The organism is Pseudomonas sp. o96-267 (assembly GCF_003935465.1).
Lineage (GTDB): Bacteria > Pseudomonadota > Gammaproteobacteria > Pseudomonadales > Pseudomonadaceae > Aquipseudomonas > Aquipseudomonas sediminis.
In genome coordinates this window covers 29,476-53,120 of sequence record NZ_RHQP01000020.1, presented here as the reverse complement: position 1 = coordinate 53,120, position 23,645 = coordinate 29,476, and the positions used below count along the sequence as shown (strand labels likewise).

Here is a 23,645-nt window from a genome sequence, read left to right as displayed (position 1 = left end):
GATGGAAACATTACATTTTCTGATGCAGGGCTTTGACGTCGCCACCCGGCCGACCAACCTGCTGGTTGCCCTGTTCGGTGCCTTCGTTGGCACCATCGTCGGTCTGCTGCCGGGCCTGGGCCCGATCAACGGTGTTGCCCTGCTGCTGCCCTTGGCCTTCGCCCTTGGCCTGCCGCCGGAAACCGCACTGATTCTGCTCGCCGCCGTCTATCTGGGATGCGAGTATGGCGGGCGTATTTCCGCCATTCTGCTCAACGTACCCGGCGATGCTGCAGCGGTGATGACCACCCTCGACGGCTACCCGCTGGCACGTCAGGGCAAGGCTGGCATCGCCCTGTCGCTGTCGGCAGTGAGCTCCTTCACCGGCAGCATGATCGCCACCTGCGGTGTGGTGCTGTTCGCACCGATCCTGGCGAAATGGGCAGTGGCCTTCGGCCCGGCCGAGTACTTCGTACTGATGATCTTCGCGATTGCCTGCCTCGGCGGCATGGTCGGCGACAAGCCGGTCAAGACCTTGCTCTCGGCCCTGATCGGCTTGGCACTGGCCACAGTCGGGGTCGACTCCACTACCGGGGTCTACCGTTTCACCTTCGACAGCGTCAGCCTGTCCGACGGTATCCAGTTCGTCATCGTGGTGATCGGCTTCTTCAGTGTCAGCGAAATTCTGCTGATGCTGGAAAACACCCACAACGGCCAGAAGGCCGTGAAGGCCAGCGGCCGCGTGCTGTTCAACTTCAAGGAATACTGCTTCACCTTCTGGACCATGATTCGCAGCTCGGTCGCCGGCTTCATCATTGGCGTACTGCCGGGCGCCGGTGCAACCATCGCCAGCGCCATGACCTACATGACCGAGAAGCGCCTGGCGGGTGACAGCGGCAAGTTCGGCGACGGTGACCTGCGCGGCGTTGCGGCGCCTGAGTCGGCTAACAACGCCTCGGCCTGCGGCTCGCTGATCCCGATGCTGACCCTTGGCGTGCCGGGTTCAGGCACCACTGCCGTGATGATTGGTGCGCTGACCCTGTACAACATAACGCCCGGCCCGCTGCTGTTCGAACAGCAGCCAGACGTGGTCTGGGGTCTGATCGCCTCGCTGTTCATCGGCAACATCATCCTGCTGGTGATGAACATTCCGCTGGTCGGCCTGTTCTCGCGCATGCTCAGCGTGCCGAACTGGGTGCTGGTGCCCGCCATCACCGTGATCAGCATGGTCGGTGTCTACGCGGTACACAGCACCACCTTCGACCTGGTATTGATGATCGCGCTTGGCGTGTTTGGCTACATCCTGCGCAAGCTGGATTTCCCACTCTCGGCAGTGATTCTCGGCTTCGTACTGGGTGAGATGATGGAGGACAACCTGCGTCGCGCGCTGTCGATCTCCGCTGGTGACTTGGGCATCCTCTGGGGCAGCCCGATCACCCTGGTACTGTGGGCGCTGGTAGCGCTGATGCTGGCCCTGCCGGGCATCCGCTGGATGCGTCGACGCAAGCAGATCAAGGCTGGGGCTGATGCCACTGCCGCGTGATCTTTGGGTAACGCCGCTGGCCGGAGTGGTCGGCGGTTACCTGGCCAGCCTCGCCGGCTGGCCTTTGCCGTGGATGGTCGGTTCCTTGCTGGCGGTCATCGCCGTGCGCTGTCTGGCCGACCGCCCCTTCAGTGAACTGCCCGGCGGGCGCAAGGCCGGCCAGTGGCTGGTGGCCAGCGGTATCGGCCTGCATTTCACCAGCGACGTGCTGGAACAGGTGCTCAGCCATCTACCGGTCATCATCATGGGCGCTTTCGGCACGCTTCTGCTCAGCCTGATCGGCATCGCCATCCTGCGCCGTGCCGGCGTAGACCGTGCTACCGCCTTCTTCGCCAGCATGCCTGGCGGCGCCAGCGAGATGGTCAATCTGGCCCTGCGTCACGATGCCCAGCCCGCGCGCGTGGCGGCAGCGCATAGCCTGCGCCTGCTGCTGGTGGTGCTGCTGATTCCGGCGCTGTTCACCTGGGGCCTACCCGACGTCAGCGCACCACCTCGCGCACCGGTGGACTGGACCTGGTTAGCCGGTCTGCTCGCCGCTGGTGCTGTGCTGGCAGTGCTCTGGGGACGTCTGAAACAACCCAACCCCTGGATGCTTGGGCCACTGGTCGCCTGCGCCGTGGCCAGTGCCAGTTTCGACCTGCATCTGGGCCTGCCGCAAGGCATGGGCCAGCTTGGCCAATGGCTGATCGGTTGCGCCCTGGGCTGTCACTTCGACCGCGCCTTCTTCCGCAGCGCGCCGGGTTTTCTCGCCCGCGTGCTGGCCTTCACCCTGCTGGCGATGCTCGCCGCTGCCGCACTCGGCGAAGCCCTTGGCTGGCTGGCCGGCGAAGACCATCTGTCGTTGATGCTGGGCATGATGCCGGGCGGTATCACGGAGCTGTGTCTGACCGCCGAAGCCTTGCAGCTATCGGTAGCGCTGGTCACTGCCCTGCAGGTGCTACGGCTGTTTCTGGTGATGTTCCTCGCCGAACCCTTATTCAAGCTCTGGTGCAAGAGCCACGCTTAGCCCGCCTTGTGCGGGCTTTTTTTTATGCCTTCGGCAACACACGGTGGAAGACGCTTTCGGCTCTGGCGTCCTGCTTCGCTCTACCTCCTGCATCCATGCAGTCGTAGCGGCGAAAAGCTCGCGGCTGAAGCCCCTCCCACGAGTGGAAGCTACCACTGCAGCTGCAATTCGCTCTGGAACTCACGCACTTGACCACTGACCGGGTCGACGAAGCGCAAGCCGCGCGCCAGCAGCTTGAGCGGCTTGCCGTAGTCATCCGGCTGATTACGCGACTCCAGCAACTGCGGATAGAAATCGTCGCCGACGATGGGCGCACCGAGCCCGGCCAGATGTACGCGCAGTTGATGCTTACGCCCGGTTACCGGCGACAAGCCGTAACGCCACAGTTCGCCGCGTCGTTCCAGCACCTCGATTCGCGTTTCGCTGTTGGCCTCGCCAGCAACTTCCTGCATACGAAAGAACGGCTCGCCATCAACCATCCGTGAACGGTGTAGGTAGGGAAACTGCAGCTGCGGCAATGCAGGGGCGATGGCCTCATAGCACTTCTCCACCGCACGCTGGCGAAACAGTGCCTGATACTGGCCGCGACTGGCTGGATTGACCGAGAACAGCACCAGGCCGGCCGTCAGCCGGTCGATGCGGTGGATTGGCACCAGATCGGGATTGCCGGTGCGCTTGATCAGGCGTGCCAGCAGCGTCTGCTCAACGTATTCACCGGCCGGCATCACCGGCAGAAAATGCGGTTTGTCGGCGACCAGCAGGTGCTCGTCCTGCCACAGCACCTGCTCGTCGAAGGGAATCGGCGTCTCGTTCGGCACCTCACGGAAATAGCGCACCTTGAGCCCGACGCGATAAGGGTGCGTGGCATCGATAGGCGCACCGGCCGCATCCAGCACCCGACCGCGCGCCATACGTTGCAGCCAGGTGGCGCGGTCGATGGCGGGAAAGTGATCGCACAGGCAATCGAGCACCGTCGCCCAGTGGCCCTGGGGCAAATGAAGCGTGCTGGGGCGCATGGCGGGGTTGGGCATTGCAGAAGCTGCTCGACGGCTTATGAAGGGGCGAATTAGGCCGTACTCGTGCGGCCCAGTCAAAGCAAACGGCTTGAGCCAAGGTCGCGCTGTGGCTATGGTGGCCGCTCGTATCTGGAGAGACTCATGTCCATCACCCGCTCCCTGCTTACCAGCGTCGCCCTTCTCCCGCTCCTGGCCGCCTGCCAGGTCTACACCGGCAAGCCGGAAGGCCCACCGCCGGCGACTCGCCTGCAAGGTCAAGTCCAGGTCGAAAATGGTCAACTGCTGTTCACTCCCTGCCAGGAACAGCGTCGCTTCGTGCTGGTCGATGGCGACACCACCGGTATCGAGCGCGAAGTCATGCAACTTGGCAGTGATAGCCAGGCCAGCCTGTTCGCCGATCTGGCCGGGCATCTGGGCGGCAGCCAGGGCAAGGGCAAGGGCAAGGGCAGCGATGGTCGCTTCGAGGTCAGCCAGATCTATCGCCTGCAAGGTGAAGGACACGGCTGCGACGACCTCAATTTCAAGCGCCTGGCCCTGCGCGCCAGCGGCAACGAGCCGTTCTGGCAAGTGGAAGTCGGTAGCAAGGGCCTGGTACTGAACCGCCCTGATCAAGAGCCGTTGGCCCTGCCTTATCTGGAAGAACAGCTGCCGGATGGTCGCCTGAGTTTCAGCAGCGAAGCCAACGGTCAGCGTCTGGACCTGTGGGTTGCACCGCAGCGCTGCGTCGACGGCATGAGCGGCGCGGTCAACCACCTCAGCGCCGAACTGCGCCTCGACGGCCAGGTGCTGCGTGGCTGCGCACATTTCGGCGCCATGCGTAACTGAGCCGCGCCAATGCCGGTGGCCCCGCCAGGTGTCACCGGCATGGATTGCTCAACGGGGTGCTAGCCCAAACTTCCGGCGAAACGCCGCGCGTAATCTTCCCGCTCGAAGGCCTCGACCACGAAGTCGATGAAGCTGCGTGTCTTGCCCGGCAGCAACTGACGACTGGGGTAATACAGCGACAACGCGCCGGCATCCGCCCACCAGCGCGGCAGCACCCGCACCAGCTCGCCCGTCTCCAGCCAGGGCAACACATCGGGCACGGCAAGCATCGCCACTCCCAGGCCCAACCGCGCAGCCTCTCGCACAGCAGTTGGATCGTTGACCACCAGGGTCTCACGCATCGTCGCGATCACTTCATCGCCCTGTGCGTTGCGCATGTTCCAGGTACGGATACGACCCGAAGACAGAGAGCGCATGACGATGCAGTCCAGCTCGATCAGGCCTGATGGATCGGCTGGCAACCTGTGCCGAGCCAGATAAGCGGGAGAGGCAAAGGCAACGACGTGCAGCGGCGCCAGTGTGCGGGCGACCACGCCGCTGGCCAGCTCGAAGCCACCGCCGATGGCGGCGTCGTAGCCCTCGGAAATCAGGTCGACCGTACGGTTCTCGAAATGCCATTCAGGGCGAACGCGGGGATAACGCTGCAGGAACTCGGGCAAAAGAGGCAGCAGGTAACCGGTCCCAAAGGATGGCGCCAGGCTGATCTTGAGCACACCGGCCGGCTGGCCATCATCGGCTGATACGGCGGCGATGGCGTTCTGCAAGGACTCCAGATTGCCGCTAACCGCGGCCAAGAAAGACTCGCCCGCCTCGGTCAGCGTCAGCTTGCGCGTCGAGCGCTGGAACAACCGTACACCCAGGTTGCGCTCCAGCATGGCGACATTGCGGCTCACCGCTGCCGGCGTCAGAGCAAGGCGACGTGCAGCCGCCGAGAAGCTACCGCTCTCGGCACTGCGTACGAATGATTCCAGGTTGGCTAATGTCTCCATAGACCGATCTTAAACAGATACTTGAAGATAATCCAAATGATTAGCTGCTAATCAAAGATGAATGAAAACGCGATAGTCACTCCACCGAATGTCTCGGCAATCAAACGGAGTGAACCATGAGCAACGTAATTTCTTCCCAACCCCTTCCCCTGGCCGGCAAGACGGCTCTCGTAACAGGCGGCTCTCGCTCTATCGGCGCAGCTATCGCCAAACGCCTGGCCGCTGACGGTGCCCAAGTTGCCTTCACCTACAATGGCTCGCCCAAACTGGCTGAAGAAGTCGCGGTCGAAATCGAATCGGCGGGCGGTCGAGCGCTGGCGATCCAGGCTAACGCAGCCGAACCCGAGGCCGTGCGCGCCGCCGTCGCGAAGACGGTAGAAGCGTTCGGCAGCCTCGACATTCTGGTGAATAACGCCGGTATCGCCTCGGCCAGTGCCATCGAAGACACCCGCTTCGAAGACTACCAGGCAATGCTGGACATCAACGTCACTGGTGTTTTCGTCGCCACCCAGGAAGCCGTACGGCACATGCAGGAGGGCGGCCGCATCATTCATATCGGCAGCTCCGTAACCAAATACGCGGGCGTTCCCGGGCTCGCTGCATATGGCCTGACCAAAGGCGCCGTAGCCGGTTTCAACCGCAGCCTGGCGCATGACCTGGGGCCACGCGGGATCACGGTCAACAGCATCCACCCCGGCCCGGTGAACACCGACATGAATCCGGCCGATGGTGAGATCGCCAAGCTGCTCACCCCGCGCATCGCATTGGGTCGTTACGGAGAGTCGACCGAGATCGCCAACCTCGTGGCCTTCCTCGCCAGTCCGCAGGCTTCGCTCATCACTGGCGCAGACATTCACGCCGACGGTGGCTTTACCTCCTGAAGCGCTGTGGGGCCGGCCAAAGGCCTGCCCCGCAGACGCCACGACCAATTTCAATAAGGAACCTGCTCATGAGCACGTCCCCATACATCGGCATCATCGGTGCCGGTCAGATCGGTGCGGCCTTCGCTCGCGCCCTGGCGCGGCGGAACATTCCGGCAATCCTCGCCAACAGCCGTGGGCCAGAGAGCTTGCAAGGCCTGGTACAATCCATCGGCCCGAGCATCCGTGCCGGCACCCGTGAGCAGGCGGCAGCACAGTCCATCGTGCTGGTCGCGGTGAACTGGTCGAAGCTGCCAGCCGCACTGTCCGGGCTTGCCGACTTCGCCGGGCGTATCGTCATCGACAGTAACAACCCGATCGAAGCGCCGCTGTTCAATCCCATCGATCTGCATGGCCGCACCTCAAGCGAGGTGTTTGCCGACCTGGTGCCGGGCGCCCATGTAGTGAAGGCGTTCAACCACTTGAACCCCAGATTGCTCATCGCCGATCCCGCCGAGCGCGGCGGCCGGCGTGTGCTGTTCCTGGCCGGTGACGACAATCACGCAAAAACCCAGGTCAGCGCACTGATCGATGAGCTGGGCTTCGCCGCTCTCGACCTTGGCGAGCTGGCCGAAGGTGGGCGCCTGATGCAATTCCCCGGTGGGCCGTTGCCCTCGCTCGAACTGGTGCAGTTCGGCTGAGCTACCGGGAGACGAAAATGAAGGATTCCGTAATGCCCCATACCGATTCATCTGCTGACACCCGATCCATGTCTGCTGCGTGGTGGGCCGTCATCTCTCTTGCCCTGGGCGCCTTCGGCCTGGTCACGGCGGAATTCCTGCCGATCAGCCTGCTGACGCCGATGGCCGCGGACCTGGGCGTATCCAACGGCGCGGTGGGCCAGGCCATCACCGCCACCGCCGTGGTCGCCGCATTCGCCGGACCACTGGTGGTGCTGTTCTCGGGCCGCCTGGATCGACAAAAGATCGTCTGGGGGCTGATGGCCATGCTGGTGTTCTCCTGCATCCTTTCGGCCTATGCCTCGAACATCACGGTACTGCTGATCGCACGTGGACTGCTGGGCTTCGCCCTCGGCAGCTTCTGGGCCATGATGGCAGCGCTTGCCCTGCGCCTGGTGCCGCCGGACAAGGTGCCGCGGGCCATTTCGATCATCATGATGGGCATCTCGCTCGCCACCATCTTCGCTGCCCCGCTGGGTGCCTACCTGGGAGAATTGTGGGGCTGGCAGGCAACCTTCCTGGCGGCGTCCGGTATTGGCGTGGTGGCGCTGGCGATCCAGATGCTGACCCTGCCCAAACTGCCGGCCGCGGCAGCGCCGGGCCTGGCCTCCTTCAAGGCAGCGCTGACGCGGCGTGCGGTCGTCGTCGGCATCGGCACCGGGCTGCTGGTCATTTCCGGGCACTTCGCCGCGCTGACCTTCATCCGCCCCTTCCTCGAGGAGGTTCCCCGCCTGGATGTCGCGACCGTTTCGCTTGCCTTGCTGGCCTTCGGTGTCAGCGGCTTTTTCGGCAACCTTGCCGGCGGCGCCGTCGCCGCGCGCAGTCCGGCCTGGGCTGTCAGCAGTTGCTCGTTCCTGATCGCTGCCGTTGCACTCACGCTGATCCTTTTCGGCACACAGGCCAACATTGCCTTCGTCGCGATTGCGCTATGGGGTTTCGCCTTCGGCGCCTTCCCGGTATCGATCTCGATCTGGAACGCGCGCGCCGCCGCCGATCACGCGGAAAGCGCTGGCGCCCTGCTGTCATCGACCTTCCAGGTCGCCATTGCTGCGGGTGCGGTTCTAGGAGGGCTGATCATCGACAGCCTCGACTCGCAAGCCGTGATCGTCTATGCCGCAGCAGCAGCCTTCGCGGGCGCTGCCCTGATGTTCATTCGGGGGCGCGCGATCGAACGCCAGCGTGGCTGAGCCCGTACTTGCGCAGCGTTCAGAACATCATTCACCTACGCTCAACGGAGCAAAGCCGCCAGTCGTTCGAGATTGCCGGCCTCCTCCATCCGGGCAGCGAATCCCGTACAATCGCGCCCCTTCTTCACCTTGCCGGATCACCACCGGCCAACCAGGACACCGCCCATGCTTCGCCTGACCGAACTGAAACTGCCCCTCGACCATGCCGATGATGCCCTGCGCCCGGCCATCGTCCAGCGCCTGGGCATCGCCGACCATGACCTGCTGGCCTTCAGCGTGTTCAAGCGCAGCTATGATGCGCGCAAGAAGTACGGCGACATGCCGTTCATCTACACCGTCGACTGCGAAGTGAAAGACGAAGCCGCCCTGCTCGCTCGCCTGAGTGGTGACAAGCATGTCGGCCCGGCACCGGACATCGCCTACAAACCCGTGGGCAAAGCTGAAACGCCGCTGGACGAACGCCCGATCGTGGACGGTTTCGGCCCCTGCGGTATCTTCGCCGCGCTGATCCTGGCCCAGGCCGGCCTGCGCCCCATCGTGCTCGAGCGCGGCAAGGAAGTACGCCAACGCACCAAGGACACCTGGGGCCTGTGGCGCAAGAACCAGCTCAACCCGGAATCCAACGTGCAGTTCGGCGAAGGCGGCGCCGGCACCTTCTCCGACGGCAAGCTGTACAGCCAGATCAAGGACCCGCATCACCACGGGCGCAAGGTGCTGCAGGAGTTCGTCAAGGCCGGCGCGCCGGACGAGATCCTATACGTCAGCAAGCCGCATATCGGCACCTTCCGCCTGACCGGCGTGGTGGCAACGATGCGTGAAGGGATCAAGGCGCTCGGCGGCGAAGTGCGCTTCCAGGAGCGTGTCAGCGACCTGCTCATCGAAGACGACCAGCTCACCGGCGTGGTGCTGGAAAGTGGCGAGCAGATCCTCAGCCGCCATGTGGTACTCGCCCTCGGCCACAGCTCGCGTGACACCTTCCGCATGCTGCATGCCCGTGGCGTGTACCTAGAGGCCAAGCCCTTCTCGGTCGGTTTCCGCATCGAACACCCGCAGTCGCTGATCGACCGCGCCCGCCTGGGCAAGTACGCCGGCCACCCGAAACTCGGCGCTGCCGATTACAAGCTGGTGCACCACGCCAGCAATGGTCGCTCGGTCTACAGCTTCTGCATGTGCCCGGGCGGCACTGTGGTCGCCGCCACCTCCGAGCCGGAGCGCGTGGTCACCAACGGCATGAGCCAGTACTCGCGCAACGAGCGCAACGCCAACGCCGGCATCGTCGTCGGCATCACCCCCGAACAGGACTACCCGGGCGGCCCGCTGGCTGGCGTGGAACTGCAGGAGCGCCTGGAGTCGCACGCCTACGTGCTCGGCGGTCGCAACTACGAGGCGCCCGGGCAACTGGTCGGCGACTTCATCAAGGGCACGCCATCCACCGCCCTTGGCGAGGTGCAGCCGTCCTACAAGCCGGGGGTGAAACTGGGTGATCTGGCGCCCTCGCTACCGGATTTCGCCATCGAAGCCATCCGCGAGGCGCTACCGGCCTTCGGCAAGCAGATCAAGGGTTTCGACCTGGCCGACGCGGTACTCACCGGCATCGAAACGCGCACCTCATCGCCGGTGCGCATCACCCGTGACGAGAATCTGCAGAGCCTGAATCTCAAGGGTCTGTACCCAGCTGGTGAAGGCGCCGGTTATGCCGGTGGCATCCTCTCTGCTGGCGTCGACGGCATTCGTGTGGCCGAAGCGGTGGCCAAGGATATGCTTGGGTTGAATAGCTAAGCCCTATTCGGATCACGCACCCCGTAGGGTGGGTTAGCGGCGCCAAGCCTGTAAATGTCCGATCACCGCCATCGTATTGCGCCGCATACCCCACCAGGCGAGGGCCCTGCGCTGCGCCAATGGTGGGTTACGGCGCAACAGACTTTGCAGGCTTATCAAGATAGGCGACAGGCGCCTAACCCACCCTACGCATATCCGTCAGTCTCGATAGCGCGCAGCCGCACAAGCGTCAAAGGTCCCCGCAGCGCAGGCAGCACAGCGTCGAACGCCGCGAACCATTCGGACGACGCGCGGGGTCGGCATAGGTCAGTAACTCACTGAAACCAGCCTTGCGCATCATCCCTGCCGATGCGGCATTCTCTTCGTGACGGTCGATATAGACGTCGCATACGTCCCGACGCCACAAGTCCTGCACTGCCTCCGTGAGCAGATGAGCACCAAGTCCGCGACCCGCGCAATCGCGGTGCACCACCGCCTCACAGATATAGCCATGCAACTGCCCGGCACGCGCCGCAGGTTGATGAGCCGCGAAATCCTGCGTCAGACGATAGCTGACGAAACCCAGCAGTTGCTCCTGCTCCTCGGCCAACACCGCCAGCGTCGCGTTCGTCTCAATATCCTGCAGGTGTTGGCGAACTTCGACTTCAGGTAAATGATTCCAGGGATTGGGCCCGTGCTCGAGAATCAGCGCGCAGAGCGCTTCGATATCCTCGGCAACGGCCTGACGAATGATCAGCTCGCTCATGCTCCCAACTCCCCCTGAACTTGATTTCAGGGCGCAGTCTAGGCCGGGGAATTGCCTGGCGACAGTGACAGCCAGGCACGAGAAATACCTGACAGTGAATCAGTGATCATCGTCCCACGGCTGGCCACGGGTCTTCTCGGTCAGCTCGACCTTCTGCTGCATCGCCGCCTTGGACAGGATGTGCGCACTGACCGGCGCAGTGAGGAACAGGAACAAGGTGATCAGCAGCTCATGCAGACTGAGACTGCCGGTGTGATGAGCGAAGAACAGCATCGAAGCGATCAGCGTAGCGCCGACCCCCAGCGTCGTGGCCTTGGTCGGACCATGCAGACGGGTAAAGAAGTCCGGCAAGCGATACAACCCGATGGCACCGACCAGGGCGAACAGGCTGCCCAGGACCAGGCAAGCGCAAATCAACAGTTCCAGCCAGAACGGCATGGTCATTCCCCCTTAATCGATGATGTCGCCGTGCAGCAGGTGTTTGCCCACCGCAACCGTACCGACGAAGCCCATCACTGCGATCAGCAGTGCGGCCTCGAAGAACAGGTCCGACGCCAGCCAGATGCCGAACAGCACGATCAGCGCCAGCGCGTTGATATACAGGGTATCCAGGGCCAGGACGCGGTCGACCACGCTCGGCCCCTCGACCAGGCGCGCGACATTGAGCAGCATGGCCAGCGTGAGGATGCCCATGCACAGAAAGACTACGTTCTCGAGCATTCGAAAATCTCCAGCAGCGGCTTTTCGTAGCGACTCTTGACCTCGGCGATCAGCTCGTCGCGATCCGGCACGTTGAGCCCGTGCAGCAGCAATGTCTTGTGGTCGGAGCTGAGACCGGCAGAGACCGTGCCAGGCGTCAGCGAGATGATGCAGGCCAGGGCCGACAGGACGAACTCGTCCTCTATCTCCACCGGTACCTCGACGAATGCCGGTTCAAGGCGTGATTTCGGCCCTAGCACCAGCCTCACTACTTGCAGGTTGGCCACCACGATGTCGTAGAACACCTTGCAGATGAACAGCAGCAGCCCCAGGGGCTTGCGCACTTTAGGCACGGTCAGCAGGAAATCGCCGCACAGGTGCACGATCGACCAGCCCAGAAACAGCCCGAGCAGGATATGCCCCAGGTTGAGGGTGTTGACCAGCAGCAGCCAGAGAACCGCCAGCACCAGCATCATCCGCGGATGGGGGAACAAACGCCTCATGCCGCACCTCCAGCGATGATCGACAGGTAGGGTTGCAGATCGAGCAATTGCGCGGCGGCAGCCTCCAGATACGCCATTATCGGGGCAGCAGCGATCAGCAGTAGCGGGCTGGCCAATAACAGGCCCAGCGCAGCCAGCAGGCTGATACGATCCGCCGGCTCAGCTTTCGACGGCGACGCATCCGCGCCATGGCCCAGCCAGAACAGGCTGGTACCGGCGCGGCTCAGTGCCACCAAGGTCAACAGACCGCCAATCAGAATCACCGGCCACAGGCTCCATGCCTGCCAGCCCGGCTCTGCCGCGCGCAGCAGCAGCATCTTGCCGAGGAAACCAGAGAACGGCGGCAACCCGGCCACGGAGATGGAGGCAAAGAAGAACATGCAGCCCAGCACCAACGGCTGACGCAGCACACGCTCCTGCTGCAGATCGCCACCGGCGCTGTCACGCTGGGCGACCACCAGCCCCGCCAACAGAAACAATGCCGCGCTGATCAGTGTGCTATGCACCATGTAATAAAGCGCAGCACTCAACGCCGCTACGTTACCCATGGCGAAGCCAGCCATCAGCGTCCCCACCGAGACCACCACCAGATACGCCAGCAGCGCCTGCAACTGTCGCGCACCCAGAGCACCAATCACACCGAAGGCAATGGTCGGCAGCGCCATCCACCAGAGCAGCTCATGGCCGAGGTTAGCCAGCGGCCCAGCCTCTTCGCCAAACACCAGGGTGAACACGCGGACGATGGCGTAGAAGCCAACCTTGGTCATGATCGCGAACAACGCCGCCACTGAAGCGGGCGCCGCGGCATAGGCGCGTGGCAACCAGAAGCACAGCGGCAGCACGGCAGCCTTGAGGCCGAAGACGATCAGCAGCAGGTAGGCCGCGGCCTTGATCAGCGGTGCATCGGCGACATCAGCGCTGGCTACGCGCGCCGCAAGATCCGGCATGTTCAGGGTGCCGGTCAGGCCGTACAACAGGCTGACACCGATCAGGAAGAACGACGAGCCCAGCAGGTTGAGCACCACGTAATGCACGCCGGCCTTGACCTGATTGGCACGGTTGCCATGCAGCAACAGTGCATAAGACGAGATCAGAAGAATCTCGAAGAACACGAACAGGTTGAACAGGTCGGCGGTCAGGAACGCACCATTGATGCCCAGCAACTGGAACTGGAACAGCGCATGGAAGTTCGGCCCACGCTCATCATCGCCACGGCAGGCGTAGATGAGGGCGAAGCAGGCGAGCAGTGAGGTAAGCAACAGCAGCGCAGCGTTGAAGCGGTCGAGCAGCAGCATGATGCCGAACGGCGCGACCCAGTTACCCAAGGCATAAACCTGCAACTGCCCCGCACCGGCCAACAGCACCAGATACAGACACACCGGCAGCAGCGCCAGGCAGCCGATCAGGGAAACACCCCGCTTCACATCACGCGACCAGCCGTGGCCGACCAGCAACAACGCGCCGAAAAACATCGGCAGCAGAATGGGGAGGATGATGGCGTGACTCATGCGCGCGGCTCCTCGCCATCAACGTGATCGGTTTTCAGCTCACCCATGCCACGTAGGGCCAGCACCACGACGAACGCCGTCATGGCGAAGCCAATGACGATGGCGGTCAGTACCAGCGCCTGTGGCAACGGATCACCATACTCGGCGCTCTTGCCGATCACCGCCGGCACGCCCGTGCCGAGCCGGCCCATGGCGAAGATAAACAGGTTGACCGCGTAAGAGATCAGGGTCAGCCCCATCACCACCGGAAAAATGCGCGCCCGCAGCAGCAGGTAGACGCCGCTGGCAGCCAACACCCCGAGGGTAATTGCGAATACTGCCTCCATATCAGATGACCTCCTTGCACGACTCGTCCTGACTGACATGGCCGATATTGGAAAGGATCAGCAGGGTGGCGCCGACAACGGCCAGATACACCCCAAGATCGAAGAGAATCGCGGTCGCCAGTTCGATTTCGCCAATCAGCGGAATATGGAAATGGCCAAATGCCGAAGTCAGGAACGGCGAGCCGAAGAGCCAACTGCCCAGACCAGTCAACCCGGCGATCAGCACGCCCCAGCCGGCGGTGGCGTGATAGCTGAATTTCAGGCGTTCCTGAGTCCAGGTCACACCATGGGAGATGTACTGCAGAATCAACGCCACCGAGGTGATCAGGCCGGCGATGAAGCCGCCGCCCGGCAGGTTATGCCCGCGCAGGAAGATGAACGCCGAAATCAGCAGCGCCATCGGCAGCATGGCCCGCGCCAGGTTGTCGAGGATCATCGGATGCGCATCGGTCGACCACGGACGACCGTTCTTGTCGTGGGTCGGATGCGGCAGGTGCAGGCCATGCAGCAGCGCGTAGATACCGATGGCAGCAATCGCCAGCACGGTGATCTCACCCAGGGTATCGAAGCCGCGGAAGTCCACCAGGATTACGTTGACCACGTTGGTACCGCCGCCCCCGGAGACGCTGTTCTCGAGGAAGAACGAGGAAATGCTCTGGTAAGGGCGGGTCAGCACGGCGTAGGTCAGCATCGCCACCATGGTGCCGCTGCCCAGCGCCAGGACCAGATCACGCAAGCCACGCAGGCTGCTGGACTCGGCAGGTGTGCGGTCGGTCATGAAGTACAGGGTGAGCATCAGCAGGATGATGGTCACCACCTCCACCGACAACTGGGTCAACGCCAGATCCGGGGCGGAGAAGCGGGCGAAGGCCAGTGCCACCATCAGACCAGCAGCGCTGAGGATCATCAGCGCCACGAGGCGGCGGCGGTGGAAAAACACGGTGAGCACCGCAGTCACCATCAGAATCAGCATGCCAATGGTTGTCAGCGGATCGATTGGCGTCATTGGCACGCTACCGGTCAACTGCTCAAGCGGCGACAGCGCGATTACCACCAGGGTCAGGGCACTGCCCAGCATCCAGGCCAGGTAGCGCTGCAGCGAACCGCTTTCCAGCAACGCGGTGATACGGACGGACAGACGCGTCATGTAGCGCACCACCTGGTCGAAGGCGTCCTTGGCATCGAGGCTAGGCAGGCCTTCATACCAGCGGAACAGCGGCTTGCGACAGGTGTAGACGATGATCCCGCCGAACAGCGCGACGAAGCTCATCAGCAGCGGCAGGTTGAGACCGTGCCAGACCGCCAGGCTGTACTCAGGCAGTGTGCCACCCAGGGTAGAGGACGCGGCGGCGGCCAGCAGCGGCGCGACCGTATAGGCCGGCACGATACCCACCAGCAGGCAGATGAACACCAGCACCTCGACCGGCACCTTCATATAGCGCGGCGGCTCATGCGGCGGGTATTTGGGCAGGTCGATCGGCTCGCCGTTGAAGAACACGTCGTGAATGAAACGCAGCGAGTAGGCCACCGAGAACACCCCGGCCAAGGTCGCGGCTGCCGGAATCACCCAGTTGAAACCGCCCAGCAGGTGCTGGTGCAGGGTTTCGGTGAAGAACATTTCCTTGCTCAAAAAGCCGTTGAGCAGCGGCACGCCAGCCATGGCCGAGGCCGCCACCATCGCCAGCACCGCCGTATGCGGCATGTACTTCCACAAACCGTTTATCCGCCGCATGTCGCGACTGCCGGTCTCGTGGTCAATGATGCCGGCGGCCATGAACAGCGAGGCCTTGAAGGTCGCATGGTTGATGATGTGGAACACCGCCGCCACGGCCGCCAGTTGGGTATCCAGGCCGAACAACAGCGTGATCAGGCCCAGGTGGCTGATGGTCGAATAAGCCAGCAGGCCTTTGAGGTCATGCTGGAACAGCGCCATGAGCGCTCCCACCAGTAACGTGGCCAGGCCGGTCAGGCTGACCATGTAGAACCACCACTCGGAGCCAGCCAGCGCCGGGTACAGGCGTGCCAGCAGGAACACCCCGGCCTTGACCATGGTCGCCGAGTGCAGATACGCCGATACCGGCGTAGGCGCCGCCATCGCATGCGGCAGCCAGAAGTGGAAAGGGAATTGCGCCGACTTGGTGAACACGCCCAGCAGTACCAGTACCAGCGCCAGCGGATACAGCTCGTGCGCACGGATCGCGTAGCCAGCGGCCAGCACCTGAGACAGCTCGAAACTGCCGGCGATGTGACCGATCAGCAGGATACCGGCGAGCAGCGCCAGACCACCGCCACCGGTGATTGCCAGCGCCATGCGCGCGCCCTTGCGTGCATCGGAGCGCGAGCCCCAGAAACCGATCAGCAGGAACGACGACAGGCTGGTCAGCTCCCAGAACATCAACATCAGCAGCAGGTTTTCCGACAGCACCACACCGAGCATGGCGCCCATGAACAGCAGCAGGAAGGCGAAGAAGCGCCCCATGGGCTCGGTCTTGGCCAGGTAATAGCGCGCGTAGAGGATGACCAGCAGGCCGATGCCGAGAATCAGCAGGGCGAACAGAAAGCCCAGGCCATCGAGGCGCAGACTGAGGTTCAGACCCAGGTGCGGCAGCCACTCCAGCTTGACCCGCAGCACCTCACCGGCGAAGACCGCCGACTGATAGTTGAACAGCAGCACCAGCGCCACGATGGGTGCCAAAGCCGCAGCTGCGGCGCAGGCCGAGCGTCCGAGCCTGTCGGCCAGCACCGGCAGAAACAACCCAAGAAATGGCAAGGCGACAATCAGCGCAAGCGCCATCGGAAAACCCCTTAAACAGGCACGCCAGGTCAGCTGACCCAACGCCGAGAATTGGAGTCGCAACTCCCTGACGGTGATATTTCATGCACCACAACGGCACAGCTAAGTCGTTGTCGGCACAAGCATAACGGCCGATTATCCATAACTATCAACGCAACGTCATGCATTGAATTATCGTTAAACACACTTGGTAACATGCAGGCTGCTGCAAGCGCTGCCGGCAGCCGACCACCACTATAGCGAGGCCACAAAAAATTGCCGCGAGCGTTTTTGTCCGAGCCTGAGAGTTGCCGTCAGAGATGGCAGACAACAAAAAGCCGGAGCAACCTAAGCTGCTCCGGCTTGCTTGTCACGATCAGTGGGTAACGCGGCTGGTACCGTTGACCGTCATCACGCGCACGCGCTCGCCGACACGGAACACCTGGTTCGGCTCGACTTCCTGGACGTAGGCACGCATGGTGCCATCGTCTTCACGCACGGTGATCTCAACACCCTGAGTACGGGTTATGCCTTCTTCAGCGGCGGCGCCCAACAGACCGCCAGCGACGGCACCGACCACAGCCAGGACCGCGCTGCCGCGCCCACCACCGAGGCCACTACCACCGATACCGCCAACTACAGCACCGGCACCGGCACCGATCGGCGTCTTGGTCCCTTCGATCTTGACCGGGCGCAGCGATTCGATGGTTCCCATGCGTACTGTTTGCACCGCTCGGGCCTCATCGCGGCTGTAGGTATCGCCAGTCAGGCTGGACTGACAGCCCCCGAGGGCCAACACCGCGGCCAGCGAGGTAATGAGCAGAGTGGGTTTACGCATAGCAATTCCTCCAGAGGTATCTCAATCCATTAGACGCCGGGCGAGCGAAACTGTCACGACGGAGCCTGAACAATAGTTATTTCAGACAGATCAGGTTCAGCGAGGTTCGCCCTATCAGGATCGAGCGAGGCGCCAGAGACGGGCGATATCCGTGGTACGCGCCTGCAACTCAGCCGCCGCACCGGCCATCGCCTGCTCCAGGGACAATGGCCCCGGCGCCAGGCTGAATGCAGCTTCGATACCAGCGTCGTACAGCGCCTGATAGTTGTCGCCCAGACTACCGGACAAGGCGATGACCGGTACCCCTGCCGCACGCGCCACGCGCGCTACCCCGACCGGGGTCTTGCCATGCAGGGTCTGGGCATCCATACGCCCCTCCCCGGTAATCACCAGATCCGCGTTCTCTACTGCGGCAGCGAGGCCGGACAGCTCGGCCACCAGCGCGATACCGGGGCGGAAGCTTGCCTTGAGGAAGGCACGCGCAGCGAAGCCGAGACCGCCCGCCGCGCCCACACCAGGGAACTCGGCGTGGTCCTCGCCCAGCGTCGCCGCCACGATACGAGCGAAGCGACCGAGCGCCGTATCCAGCTCGGCGACATGCTCAGGCGTCGCCCCCTTCTGCGGACCGAACACCGCAGATGCGCCGCGAGGCCCGCACAAGGGATTGTCGACATCAGCAGCGACCTCGATCTGCACCCTGAGCAGACGCGCGTCGAGCCCACTCAAATCAAGCTGGTCGAGACCAGCCAAAGCCGCGCCACCCGGCGCCAACTCGCGCCCATGGACATCGAGAAAGCGCATCCCCAGCGCCTGTAACAGGCCGGCACCGGCGTCATTGGTAGCACTGCCGCCCAGCCCCAGGATGATTCGCGTAGCACCGGCATCCAGCGCCTCGCGGATCAGCTCGCCAGTGCCAAAGCTGCAGGCCAGACGAGCTTCGCGCTGTTCACGCGGCACCCAGTGCAGACCACTGGCAGCTGCCATCTCGATGACCGCAGTGCCCTGCCCCAGCCACCCCCAATGCGCCTTGACCGGCTCACCCAGGGGGCCACGCACCTCACAATCGCGGCGCTCGCCGCCGCCGGCCGCGAGCCGCGCATCGACCGTACCTTCGCCGCCATCGGCCATTGGCCTCAGCAAACATTCGGCCTCGGGAAACACCTGCTGCCAACCGCGAGCGATGGCGGCGGCCACGTCGGGCGCGCTGAGGCTCTCCTTGAAGGAGTCAGGAGCAATGACGATTTTCATGATAGGTACCTCGAACGGAGGCAGGCGACCTTCTGGGCGCCTGCCGGTATAGCGGATTACAGCAGAACCAGACTCAGCAGCCAGACAGCGGCCATACCGGCGATACCCTGGATCAGGGTCGCCATGGTTTGGGCACGGTAAGCGGTCGCCACTTTCATGCGGCTGAACTGGGTCACGACCCAGAAGAAGCTGTCGTTGGCGTGGGAAACGGTCATCGCACCTGCACCAATGGCCATTACCGTCAGCACGCGGCCCATCTCGCTGTCCAGGCCCAGGTTGCCCAGCAGAGGCGCAACCATCGCCGAAGTGGTGACCAGCGCGACAGTGGAGGAGCCTTGGGCACTCTTCAGCGCAGCAGCCACCAGGAACGGCATGAACAAGCCGATACCCAGTGCCGACAGGGTGTCGCCCAGATAACCGGTCAACGCGGTGGCCTTGAGGATGGCACCGAAGGCGCCACCGGCACCGGTGATCAGCAGAATCGGCGCCGCCTCTTTCAGGCCATGAGCGACATAGTCATGAAACTGCTGACGCTTGCCTTCGCCCTTGAGCAGCGAGCACGCCAACACCAGACCGACCAGCAGCGCCGCAACCGGCTGACCGAGGAAGCTCAGCACATCGAAGAAAACGCCAGTGCCGAAGGGCTTGCTCGGGAAAGCAGCGACCGAGCCCAGGCAGATCAGGATGATCGGCACGAAGATCGGCGAGAACGCCTGCCAAGCGCTGGGCAGCTTGCCGTAGCGAGCGCGCAGTGCATCGAAGTCGACGTTATCGGCGAGCAGCTCGCTTGGCGCTTCTTCCAGCAAGTCGTGGTCGTTCTGCTTGAGGAAACGGTTGGCCCACAGCATACCGGCCACAGCGGTGACCGCAGCGACCAACAGACCGACCAGGATCACCAGACCAAGCGAGGTTTCCAGGCCCAGGTTGCCGGCGGCAGCGATCGGGCCGGGGGTTGGCGGCACGAAGGTATGGGTGGCATACAGACCTGTCGCCAGCGCCACGCTCATGGCCACCACGGACACCTTCATGCGTGCAGCCAGGGCATTCTTCAGCGAGTTGAGAATGACGTAGCCGGAGTCGCAGAACACCGGAATCGATACCAGGTAACCGATGATCGACATGGTCAGGGTGGGGAAACGCTGGCCCAGCAGACGAATCACCGTCTCGGCCATGGTAATGGCGGCGCCGCTGCGCTCGAGGATCACGCCAATGATGGTGCCGAGCACGATGACGATACCGATGTAACCGAGAATGCCGCCGAAGCCGGCAGTCATGGTCTTGATGATTTCGCCGCCAGGCAGCTGATAGGCAAAGCCGGCGATCAGCGCAGCAGCCAGCAATGCCAGGAAGGGGTGCAATTTCAAACGGGTAGTGGACAGCACGATGAATGCAATCAGTGCCACCAGGATCAGGACCAGGCCCATGACCAGTCTCCTCATTGTTGTTATGGCGGGCGCAGGGCCCGGATGGGAATGCCGACAGGCGCCACATTGTGGCTCAGCCTGCACCAGCATCGCCCTGTGCGCCAGCACCAAAACAACAAGCGCTGAGTGCAATTGGCTGTGCAATCGCACAAAGCCAGCACCCCGTGTTCACCAGCCGAGGTGAATTACCGAACGCTCACCGGCGCTACCGCGGCGGGTTCCAGCAAGCCCAGCCCCAAAGATAGCTGCAGGCGCTGATCCAGCCTATTGAGGTCCAGGCCACTGAGTTCGGCGATGCGCTCCAGGCGGTAGCGCAACGTATTGCGATGAATGCCCAATTCCTGCGCACAGGTTTGTACCTGGCCGTCATGCGCGCACCAGGCTTCCAGCGTGGCTCTTAGCGTGCCTTGGGGGTCCTGCATCAGCACCTGCCGCAACGGCGCCAGCCAGCCCTGCAGTAACCAGCTGTGGCGCTGGGCATAGAGCAGCGTCGGCAGGCGCAATTCGTCCAGGCGTAGCAGGCGACGATCAGGAAAGCGCGCCTGGCCATAGGCCTGAAGATCACGCAGGACCAGGCTGGCCTGGCGCAGCTCGGTCAGATCATGCAGCGGATCGCTGAGCGCCAGCGACCCTACGCCCCACTCGCGCTCGTCAGCCTGCTGGAGCCAGGCGCGATCATCGCGCGTGGCACTGTAGGGCCGACACCAGAGCAGTTCATGGCGCCCGAGCGGCGCCACCAGATGTTCACTCTTGCCCCCCAATGCGGCGAGCAGACGCGCCTGACGCGGCAGCGGATCGCCCTCACCATCGAGTTGCAGCAGACACATCTGTCGCGGCCAGGTCAGTTGCATGCCCAGGCGTTCGGCATCGACCTCAAGACTGGACAGACGCAGCATGGGATCGAGCAGCTGTCGCAACCAGGCCTCTTGCTGGTGCCGCTGCCAGTGACGCTCAGCCTGCAGAACGCGATGCTCGACCAACATTTCCGCTGCCATGCGCACCAGTTCGGCATAGGGCCGCACGATCTCGGGGTCGCCCGTGATACCGAGCACGCCAATCAGACGCTCGGCATGCAGCAACGGCAGGTTAACGCCGGGCTTGACGCCTCGCAGGCACGCCGCCGCCTGAGCGTCGATCTCCACCACGCGACAATTGGCCAGCACCAATTGCGCACCTTCATGACGGGTGTGCAGTCGACTGGGGTCACCGCTGCCGATGATCATGCCCTGGGCGTCCATCACATTGATGTTGTGCGGCAGGATGGCCATGGCGCGGTCGACAATGTGCTGCGCCAGGGTAGAGTCGAGTTCGAGCATGAAAAACGGCCTCGCGAATGAGGCCGTCATTGTAGGCGCGCCAGCGACGCTTCACGAGGTATCCCTCGCAGCGCCGGCAAAACCTTCAGCTAGCCAGGATTTACTCAGCAGCAGGCGCTGCAGCGCTCTCAACGGCCTTGTCGTCCGCTGGAGCTTTAGCCTTGGCCTGATTACGCCGAGCTTCGGCACGGTGCCGCCTGGCCTGCTGCTTGGCATGCAGCGCCTGCGCCGCCGTCACCATACCAACGGGCTGGCCTTGCAGATCCAGACGCGGTGCATTTTCGGTCATGGCAGCCCAGTAACGACCACCGCGGCACCAGGCGGCAATACCCGCTTTGAGCTGCTCAACGGTGATACCGAGCAACTGCAGATGTTGCTCGGCGTCCTTGAGAATGCCTTCCTTCAACGGCACCTTGGGCGCCGGATTGACCGGGAAGGCCAAGGGGAAGTGCTTCTGCAAGCGCCAGATCGCCTCGACGGTAGGATCCTGCTCACGCGCCTTGCCTTTGGGCGGCTGCTTGCGTTTTTGCGGCTTCGCGCTTTCGGTCTTTACCTGCTGTACCTGCTGCTTCTCGGCGCGCAGGCGGTCACGTAGCTCGGCTAATTGTTCAAAACCCATCGTTCGGTTCGCAGCGTCCTGGTTGGTTCGTGGCGCAAGGGTATCTTATGTGCTCGTTTCGTACAGCCTTATTGGCGAACAGCATGCTCGACGGTAGCTGATGGTCAGGGCGCCAACCGCTCACGAATCCAGGCATCACCCTTGAACCGATAGTTGAGGCGATCATGCAGCCGGCTTGGCCTGCCCTGCCAGAATTCAATGCGCTCGGGCAGCAGACGGTAGCCGCCCCAGTGCGGTGGGCAGTGTGGCGTTTGGTTGAGAAAGCGTCTTTCGGTTTCCGCCAGCAGGTTTTCCAGCTCGGCGCGGTCGCGAATCACCTTGCTCTGCGGCGAAGCCCAAGCGCCGATGCGGCTGCCCAGCGGGCGTACCTGGAAGTAGCCGTCGGATTCGGCCGGGGTGACCTGCTCGACACGGCCTTCGATGCGCACCTGGCGCTCCAGGCTGGGCCAGAAGAAGGTCATGGCGGCGAACGGGCGCGCCGCGAGCTGGCGGCCCTTGGCGCTGTCGTAGTTGCTGAAGAAGGTGAAGCCGCGTTCGTCGAGCCCCTTGAGCAGTAGCACCCGGCAGTGCGGGCGGCCATCTTCGTCGACGGTGGCCAGGGTCATGGCGTTGGGTTCGACCGGTAGTTGCTCGGTCTTGACCGCGTCATCGAACCATTGACGAAACAGGGCAAAGGGCTCCAGCGGGGCCTGGGCTTCGCTCAGGCCGTCACGGGTGTAGTCGCGGCGCATATCGGCCAGGGTTTGGGTCATGGCAATTACTCAGGGCAGAGCCAGAAGCCAATCCGTCTGGTTTCTAGTGCCTGCCCGCGCAGGGTGGAAATGCCCGCAAGCTTACTCCGACTTGCCCACTTTTCCTTGATCTGCAGCAGCTACCTTGGGTGCATCCTTGAGCTCCGCTTTGGCCGGTTGGCTGTACTTGGCGATCAGGCCCTGCATGGTGTCACGCGAGGTCAGGAGGATTTCCACACGGCGGTTGAGCGCACGGCCGGCCGCGCTGTCGTTTGCCGCACGGGGTGCGTCGGAGCCCAGGCCCATGACCTGCAGGCGGTTCTGCTTGAGGCCGCTGAGACGAAAAATCGAGGTCACGGCACGCGCGCGCTGCTGACTGAGTTCGCGGTTCTTCGCGTCGTCACCGCTGGTGTCGGCATGGCCGAGCACGACCACGGCGACATCCTCGTCGGCTTCCAGCAGTTTGGCCACGCGAGTGATCGGGCCCAAGCTGACCGGCAGCAGCATCTGCGGGCGATCCGGATTGAACGAGCCCTGCACCGGAGCGGTGACCACCAGCAGGTTCTCGCGGCGCTCGAACTCGAAGTGGCTGCCCTTGACCGCTTCACGCAGTTTCGGCTCGTACTCGTCGAGCCAGGCGCGGGTCACTTGAGGCGGTGGCATCACTGCCGGCTTGGCGACTTCCTTCTTTTCCGAGCCGGCGCAGCCCGCGATCAGCAGGCAGCAGGTAAAGGCAAAAATCTTGTTGGCACGCATGTAGCCCCCGGGGTCAAACAGATCTAATGGTCGATTCGTTATCAGGCTGTTGAAAAACTACCTGCGTTGCCATTGCTGCGTTAAAAACAGGCTCGTGCGCGAGTCCGATCAAAATGCTCATTTACAGCTCGTAAACTCCGCTTTTTCGCCTGTTTTTGCCTTGCACTGGCTGCCTCGCCTACGTTTTTCAACGGCCTGTTATGGTTGGTACTGAACGGTTGGCGCAAGTTTAGCC

At 63.1% G+C, this 23,645-nt stretch carries 23 protein-coding genes; 7 read left to right on the top strand and 16 right to left on the bottom strand.

The window, feature by feature from the left end; genetic code table 11:
• Position 1 precedes the first annotated feature (1 nt).
• Together EGJ86_RS14915 and EGJ86_RS14910 are read left to right on the top strand one after the other, a co-directional pair.
• A complete protein-coding gene (locus EGJ86_RS14915) occupies positions 2 to 1,522 on the top strand; it encodes a tripartite tricarboxylate transporter permease (protein ID WP_106732949.1) in 1,521 nt (506 codons plus the stop codon).
• Positions 1,506 to 2,528 (top strand): AbrB family transcriptional regulator, encoded by a 1,023-nt coding sequence (locus EGJ86_RS14910; protein WP_125835654.1) that lies wholly within the window; start codon positions 1,506 to 1,508, stop codon positions 2,526 to 2,528. The genes EGJ86_RS14915 and EGJ86_RS14910 overlap by 17 nt, the downstream gene beginning before the upstream one ends.
• A 149-nt stretch (positions 2,529 to 2,677) precedes the next feature.
• On the opposite strand, the gene EGJ86_RS14905 is transcribed toward EGJ86_RS14910, so the two are convergent.
• Positions 2,678 to 3,559, bottom strand: coding sequence for an RluA family pseudouridine synthase (locus tag EGJ86_RS14905; RefSeq protein ID WP_125835652.1), 882 nt, complete (start codon positions 3,557 to 3,559; stop codon positions 2,678 to 2,680).
• Positions 3,560 to 3,685: 126 nt separating this feature from the next.
• Between EGJ86_RS14905 and EGJ86_RS14900 the strand changes: the two genes are divergently transcribed.
• Positions 3,686 to 4,369, top strand: a complete 684-nt coding sequence (locus EGJ86_RS14900) for a COG3650 family protein (RefSeq protein WP_125835651.1) — start codon at positions 3,686 to 3,688, stop codon at positions 4,367 to 4,369.
• Between the two features lie 59 nt (positions 4,370 to 4,428).
• Here EGJ86_RS14900 and EGJ86_RS14895 read toward each other — a convergent pair whose 3' ends face one another.
• A complete protein-coding gene (locus tag EGJ86_RS14895; RefSeq protein ID WP_106732953.1) occupies positions 4,429 to 5,358 on the bottom strand; it encodes a LysR family transcriptional regulator in 930 nt (309 codons plus the stop codon).
• A gap of 116 nt (positions 5,359 to 5,474) precedes the next feature.
• On the opposite strand from EGJ86_RS14895, the gene EGJ86_RS14890 reads away from it, so the two are divergent.
• The 4 genes from EGJ86_RS14890 (at position 5,475) to EGJ86_RS14875 (ending at position 9,924) form a co-directional block, all read left to right on the top strand.
• Positions 5,475 to 6,239, top strand: coding sequence for a 3-oxoacyl-ACP reductase family protein (locus tag EGJ86_RS14890; protein ID WP_125835649.1), 765 nt, complete (start codon positions 5,475 to 5,477; stop codon positions 6,237 to 6,239).
• A 68-nt stretch (positions 6,240 to 6,307) separates the two neighbouring features.
• Positions 6,308 to 6,919 (top strand): NADPH-dependent F420 reductase, encoded by a 612-nt coding sequence (locus tag EGJ86_RS14885; protein WP_106732955.1) that lies wholly within the window; start codon positions 6,308 to 6,310, stop codon positions 6,917 to 6,919.
• Positions 6,920 to 6,951: 32 nt separating this feature from the next.
• On the top strand, positions 6,952 to 8,145 hold the full coding sequence (locus EGJ86_RS14880) for an MFS transporter (RefSeq protein WP_256672451.1): 1,194 nt from the start codon (positions 6,952 to 6,954) through the stop codon (positions 8,143 to 8,145).
• A gap of 165 nt (positions 8,146 to 8,310) precedes the next feature.
• The gene (locus EGJ86_RS14875) at positions 8,311 to 9,924 is read left to right on the top strand and encodes an NAD(P)/FAD-dependent oxidoreductase (protein WP_125835647.1); all 1,614 of its coding nucleotides are present in this window, start codon (positions 8,311 to 8,313) and stop codon (positions 9,922 to 9,924) included.
• 229 nt (positions 9,925 to 10,153) lie between these two features.
• On the opposite strand, the gene EGJ86_RS14870 is transcribed toward EGJ86_RS14875, so the two are convergent.
• From EGJ86_RS14870 to EGJ86_RS14805, 14 genes are all read right to left on the bottom strand, one after another.
• Positions 10,154 to 10,669 (bottom strand): GNAT family N-acetyltransferase, encoded by a 516-nt coding sequence (locus EGJ86_RS14870; protein WP_125835645.1) that lies wholly within the window; start codon positions 10,667 to 10,669, stop codon positions 10,154 to 10,156.
• Between the two features lie 99 nt (positions 10,670 to 10,768).
• Entirely contained in the window at positions 10,769 to 11,107 is a 339-nt protein-coding gene (locus EGJ86_RS14865) for a Na+/H+ antiporter subunit G (RefSeq protein WP_125835644.1), read from the bottom strand.
• A gap of 12 nt (positions 11,108 to 11,119) precedes the next feature.
• Positions 11,120 to 11,389 (bottom strand): K+/H+ antiporter subunit F, encoded by a 270-nt coding sequence (locus EGJ86_RS14860; RefSeq protein ID WP_013714638.1) that lies wholly within the window; start codon positions 11,387 to 11,389, stop codon positions 11,120 to 11,122.
• Entirely contained in the window at positions 11,374 to 11,871 is a 498-nt protein-coding gene (locus EGJ86_RS14855) for a Na+/H+ antiporter subunit E (RefSeq protein ID WP_125835642.1), read from the bottom strand. Before EGJ86_RS14855 ends, EGJ86_RS14860 begins: the two co-directional genes overlap by 16 nt.
• Complete coding sequence (locus tag EGJ86_RS14850) at positions 11,868 to 13,379, bottom strand: monovalent cation/H+ antiporter subunit D (protein ID WP_125835641.1); 1,512 nt, start codon at positions 13,377 to 13,379, stop codon at positions 11,868 to 11,870. Before EGJ86_RS14850 ends, EGJ86_RS14855 begins: the two co-directional genes overlap by 4 nt.
• Positions 13,376 to 13,705 carry a Na+/H+ antiporter subunit C gene (locus EGJ86_RS14845; RefSeq protein WP_099522068.1) on the bottom strand — a complete coding sequence of 110 codons (330 nt, stop codon included), beginning with the start codon at positions 13,703 to 13,705 and terminating at the stop codon, positions 13,376 to 13,378. Before EGJ86_RS14845 ends, EGJ86_RS14850 begins: the two co-directional genes overlap by 4 nt.
• 1 nt (position 13,706) lies before the next feature.
• Positions 13,707 to 16,499 (bottom strand): monovalent cation/H+ antiporter subunit A, encoded by a 2,793-nt coding sequence (locus tag EGJ86_RS14840; RefSeq protein ID WP_125835639.1) that lies wholly within the window; start codon positions 16,497 to 16,499, stop codon positions 13,707 to 13,709.
• A 355-nt stretch (positions 16,500 to 16,854) separates the two neighbouring features.
• Complete coding sequence (locus tag EGJ86_RS14835) at positions 16,855 to 17,316, bottom strand: hypothetical protein (protein ID WP_125835638.1); 462 nt, start codon at positions 17,314 to 17,316, stop codon at positions 16,855 to 16,857.
• A 114-nt stretch (positions 17,317 to 17,430) separates the two neighbouring features.
• Positions 17,431 to 18,564 (bottom strand): glycerate kinase, encoded by a 1,134-nt coding sequence (locus EGJ86_RS14830; RefSeq protein WP_125835636.1) that lies wholly within the window; start codon positions 18,562 to 18,564, stop codon positions 17,431 to 17,433.
• Positions 18,565 to 18,620: 56 nt separating this feature from the next.
• Complete coding sequence (locus tag EGJ86_RS14825) at positions 18,621 to 19,988, bottom strand: GntP family permease (RefSeq protein WP_125835635.1); 1,368 nt, start codon at positions 19,986 to 19,988, stop codon at positions 18,621 to 18,623.
• A gap of 185 nt (positions 19,989 to 20,173) precedes the next feature.
• Complete coding sequence (locus tag EGJ86_RS14820; RefSeq protein WP_125835633.1) at positions 20,174 to 21,304, bottom strand: sugar diacid recognition domain-containing protein; 1,131 nt, start codon at positions 21,302 to 21,304, stop codon at positions 20,174 to 20,176.
• A 100-nt stretch (positions 21,305 to 21,404) separates the two neighbouring features.
• A complete protein-coding gene (locus tag EGJ86_RS14815) occupies positions 21,405 to 21,923 on the bottom strand; it encodes a ProQ/FinO family protein (protein WP_106732964.1) in 519 nt (172 codons plus the stop codon).
• 104 nt (positions 21,924 to 22,027) lie between these two features.
• A complete protein-coding gene (gene pdxH / locus EGJ86_RS14810) occupies positions 22,028 to 22,675 on the bottom strand; it encodes a pyridoxamine 5'-phosphate oxidase (protein ID WP_125835631.1) in 648 nt (215 codons plus the stop codon).
• An 81-nt stretch (positions 22,676 to 22,756) separates the two neighbouring features.
• Positions 22,757 to 23,410: an OmpA family protein gene (locus tag EGJ86_RS14805; protein WP_099522076.1), complete on the bottom strand. Its 654-nt coding sequence runs from the start codon at positions 23,408 to 23,410 to the stop codon at positions 22,757 to 22,759.
• Positions 23,411 to 23,645 lie beyond the last annotated feature (235 nt).

Excerpts from the sequence above, each read along its gene's own strand:
- EGJ86_RS14915 (WP_106732949.1), top strand. The coding sequence starts at position 2 with ATGGAAACATTACATTTTCTGATGCAGGGCTTTGACGTCGCCACCCGG.
- EGJ86_RS14910 (WP_125835654.1), top strand. The coding sequence starts at position 1,506 with ATGCCACTGCCGCGTGATCTTTGGGTAACGCCGCTGGCCGGAGTGGTC.
- EGJ86_RS14905 (WP_125835652.1), bottom strand. The coding sequence starts at position 3,559 with ATGCCCAACCCCGCCATGCGCCCCAGCACGCTTCATTTGCCCCAGGGC.
- EGJ86_RS14900 (WP_125835651.1), top strand. The coding sequence starts at position 3,686 with ATGTCCATCACCCGCTCCCTGCTTACCAGCGTCGCCCTTCTCCCGCTC.
- EGJ86_RS14895 (WP_106732953.1), bottom strand. The coding sequence starts at position 5,358 with ATGGAGACATTAGCCAACCTGGAATCATTCGTACGCAGTGCCGAGAGC.
- EGJ86_RS14890 (WP_125835649.1), top strand. The coding sequence starts at position 5,475 with ATGAGCAACGTAATTTCTTCCCAACCCCTTCCCCTGGCCGGCAAGACG.
- EGJ86_RS14885 (WP_106732955.1), top strand. The coding sequence starts at position 6,308 with ATGAGCACGTCCCCATACATCGGCATCATCGGTGCCGGTCAGATCGGT.
- EGJ86_RS14880 (WP_256672451.1), top strand. The coding sequence starts at position 6,952 with ATGCCCCATACCGATTCATCTGCTGACACCCGATCCATGTCTGCTGCG.
- EGJ86_RS14875 (WP_125835647.1), top strand. The coding sequence starts at position 8,311 with ATGCTTCGCCTGACCGAACTGAAACTGCCCCTCGACCATGCCGATGAT.
- EGJ86_RS14870 (WP_125835645.1), bottom strand. The coding sequence starts at position 10,669 with ATGAGCGAGCTGATCATTCGTCAGGCCGTTGCCGAGGATATCGAAGCG.
- EGJ86_RS14865 (WP_125835644.1), bottom strand. The coding sequence starts at position 11,107 with ATGCCGTTCTGGCTGGAACTGTTGATTTGCGCTTGCCTGGTCCTGGGC.
- EGJ86_RS14860 (WP_013714638.1), bottom strand. The coding sequence starts at position 11,389 with ATGCTCGAGAACGTAGTCTTTCTGTGCATGGGCATCCTCACGCTGGCC.
- EGJ86_RS14855 (WP_125835642.1), bottom strand. The coding sequence starts at position 11,871 with ATGAGGCGTTTGTTCCCCCATCCGCGGATGATGCTGGTGCTGGCGGTT.
- EGJ86_RS14850 (WP_125835641.1), bottom strand. The coding sequence starts at position 13,379 with ATGAGTCACGCCATCATCCTCCCCATTCTGCTGCCGATGTTTTTCGGC.
- EGJ86_RS14845 (WP_099522068.1), bottom strand. The coding sequence starts at position 13,705 with ATGGAGGCAGTATTCGCAATTACCCTCGGGGTGTTGGCTGCCAGCGGC.
- EGJ86_RS14840 (WP_125835639.1), bottom strand. The coding sequence starts at position 16,499 with ATGGCGCTTGCGCTGATTGTCGCCTTGCCATTTCTTGGGTTGTTTCTG.
- EGJ86_RS14835 (WP_125835638.1), bottom strand. The coding sequence starts at position 17,316 with ATGCGTAAACCCACTCTGCTCATTACCTCGCTGGCCGCGGTGTTGGCC.
- EGJ86_RS14830 (WP_125835636.1), bottom strand. The coding sequence starts at position 18,564 with ATGAAAATCGTCATTGCTCCTGACTCCTTCAAGGAGAGCCTCAGCGCG.
- EGJ86_RS14825 (WP_125835635.1), bottom strand. The coding sequence starts at position 19,988 with ATGGGCCTGGTCCTGATCCTGGTGGCACTGATTGCATTCATCGTGCTG.
- EGJ86_RS14820 (WP_125835633.1), bottom strand. The coding sequence starts at position 21,304 with ATGCTCGAACTCGACTCTACCCTGGCGCAGCACATTGTCGACCGCGCC.
- EGJ86_RS14815 (WP_106732964.1), bottom strand. The coding sequence starts at position 21,923 with ATGGGTTTTGAACAATTAGCCGAGCTACGTGACCGCCTGCGCGCCGAG.
- pdxH (WP_125835631.1), bottom strand. The coding sequence starts at position 22,675 with ATGACCCAAACCCTGGCCGATATGCGCCGCGACTACACCCGTGACGGC.
- EGJ86_RS14805 (WP_099522076.1), bottom strand. The coding sequence starts at position 23,410 with ATGCGTGCCAACAAGATTTTTGCCTTTACCTGCTGCCTGCTGATCGCG.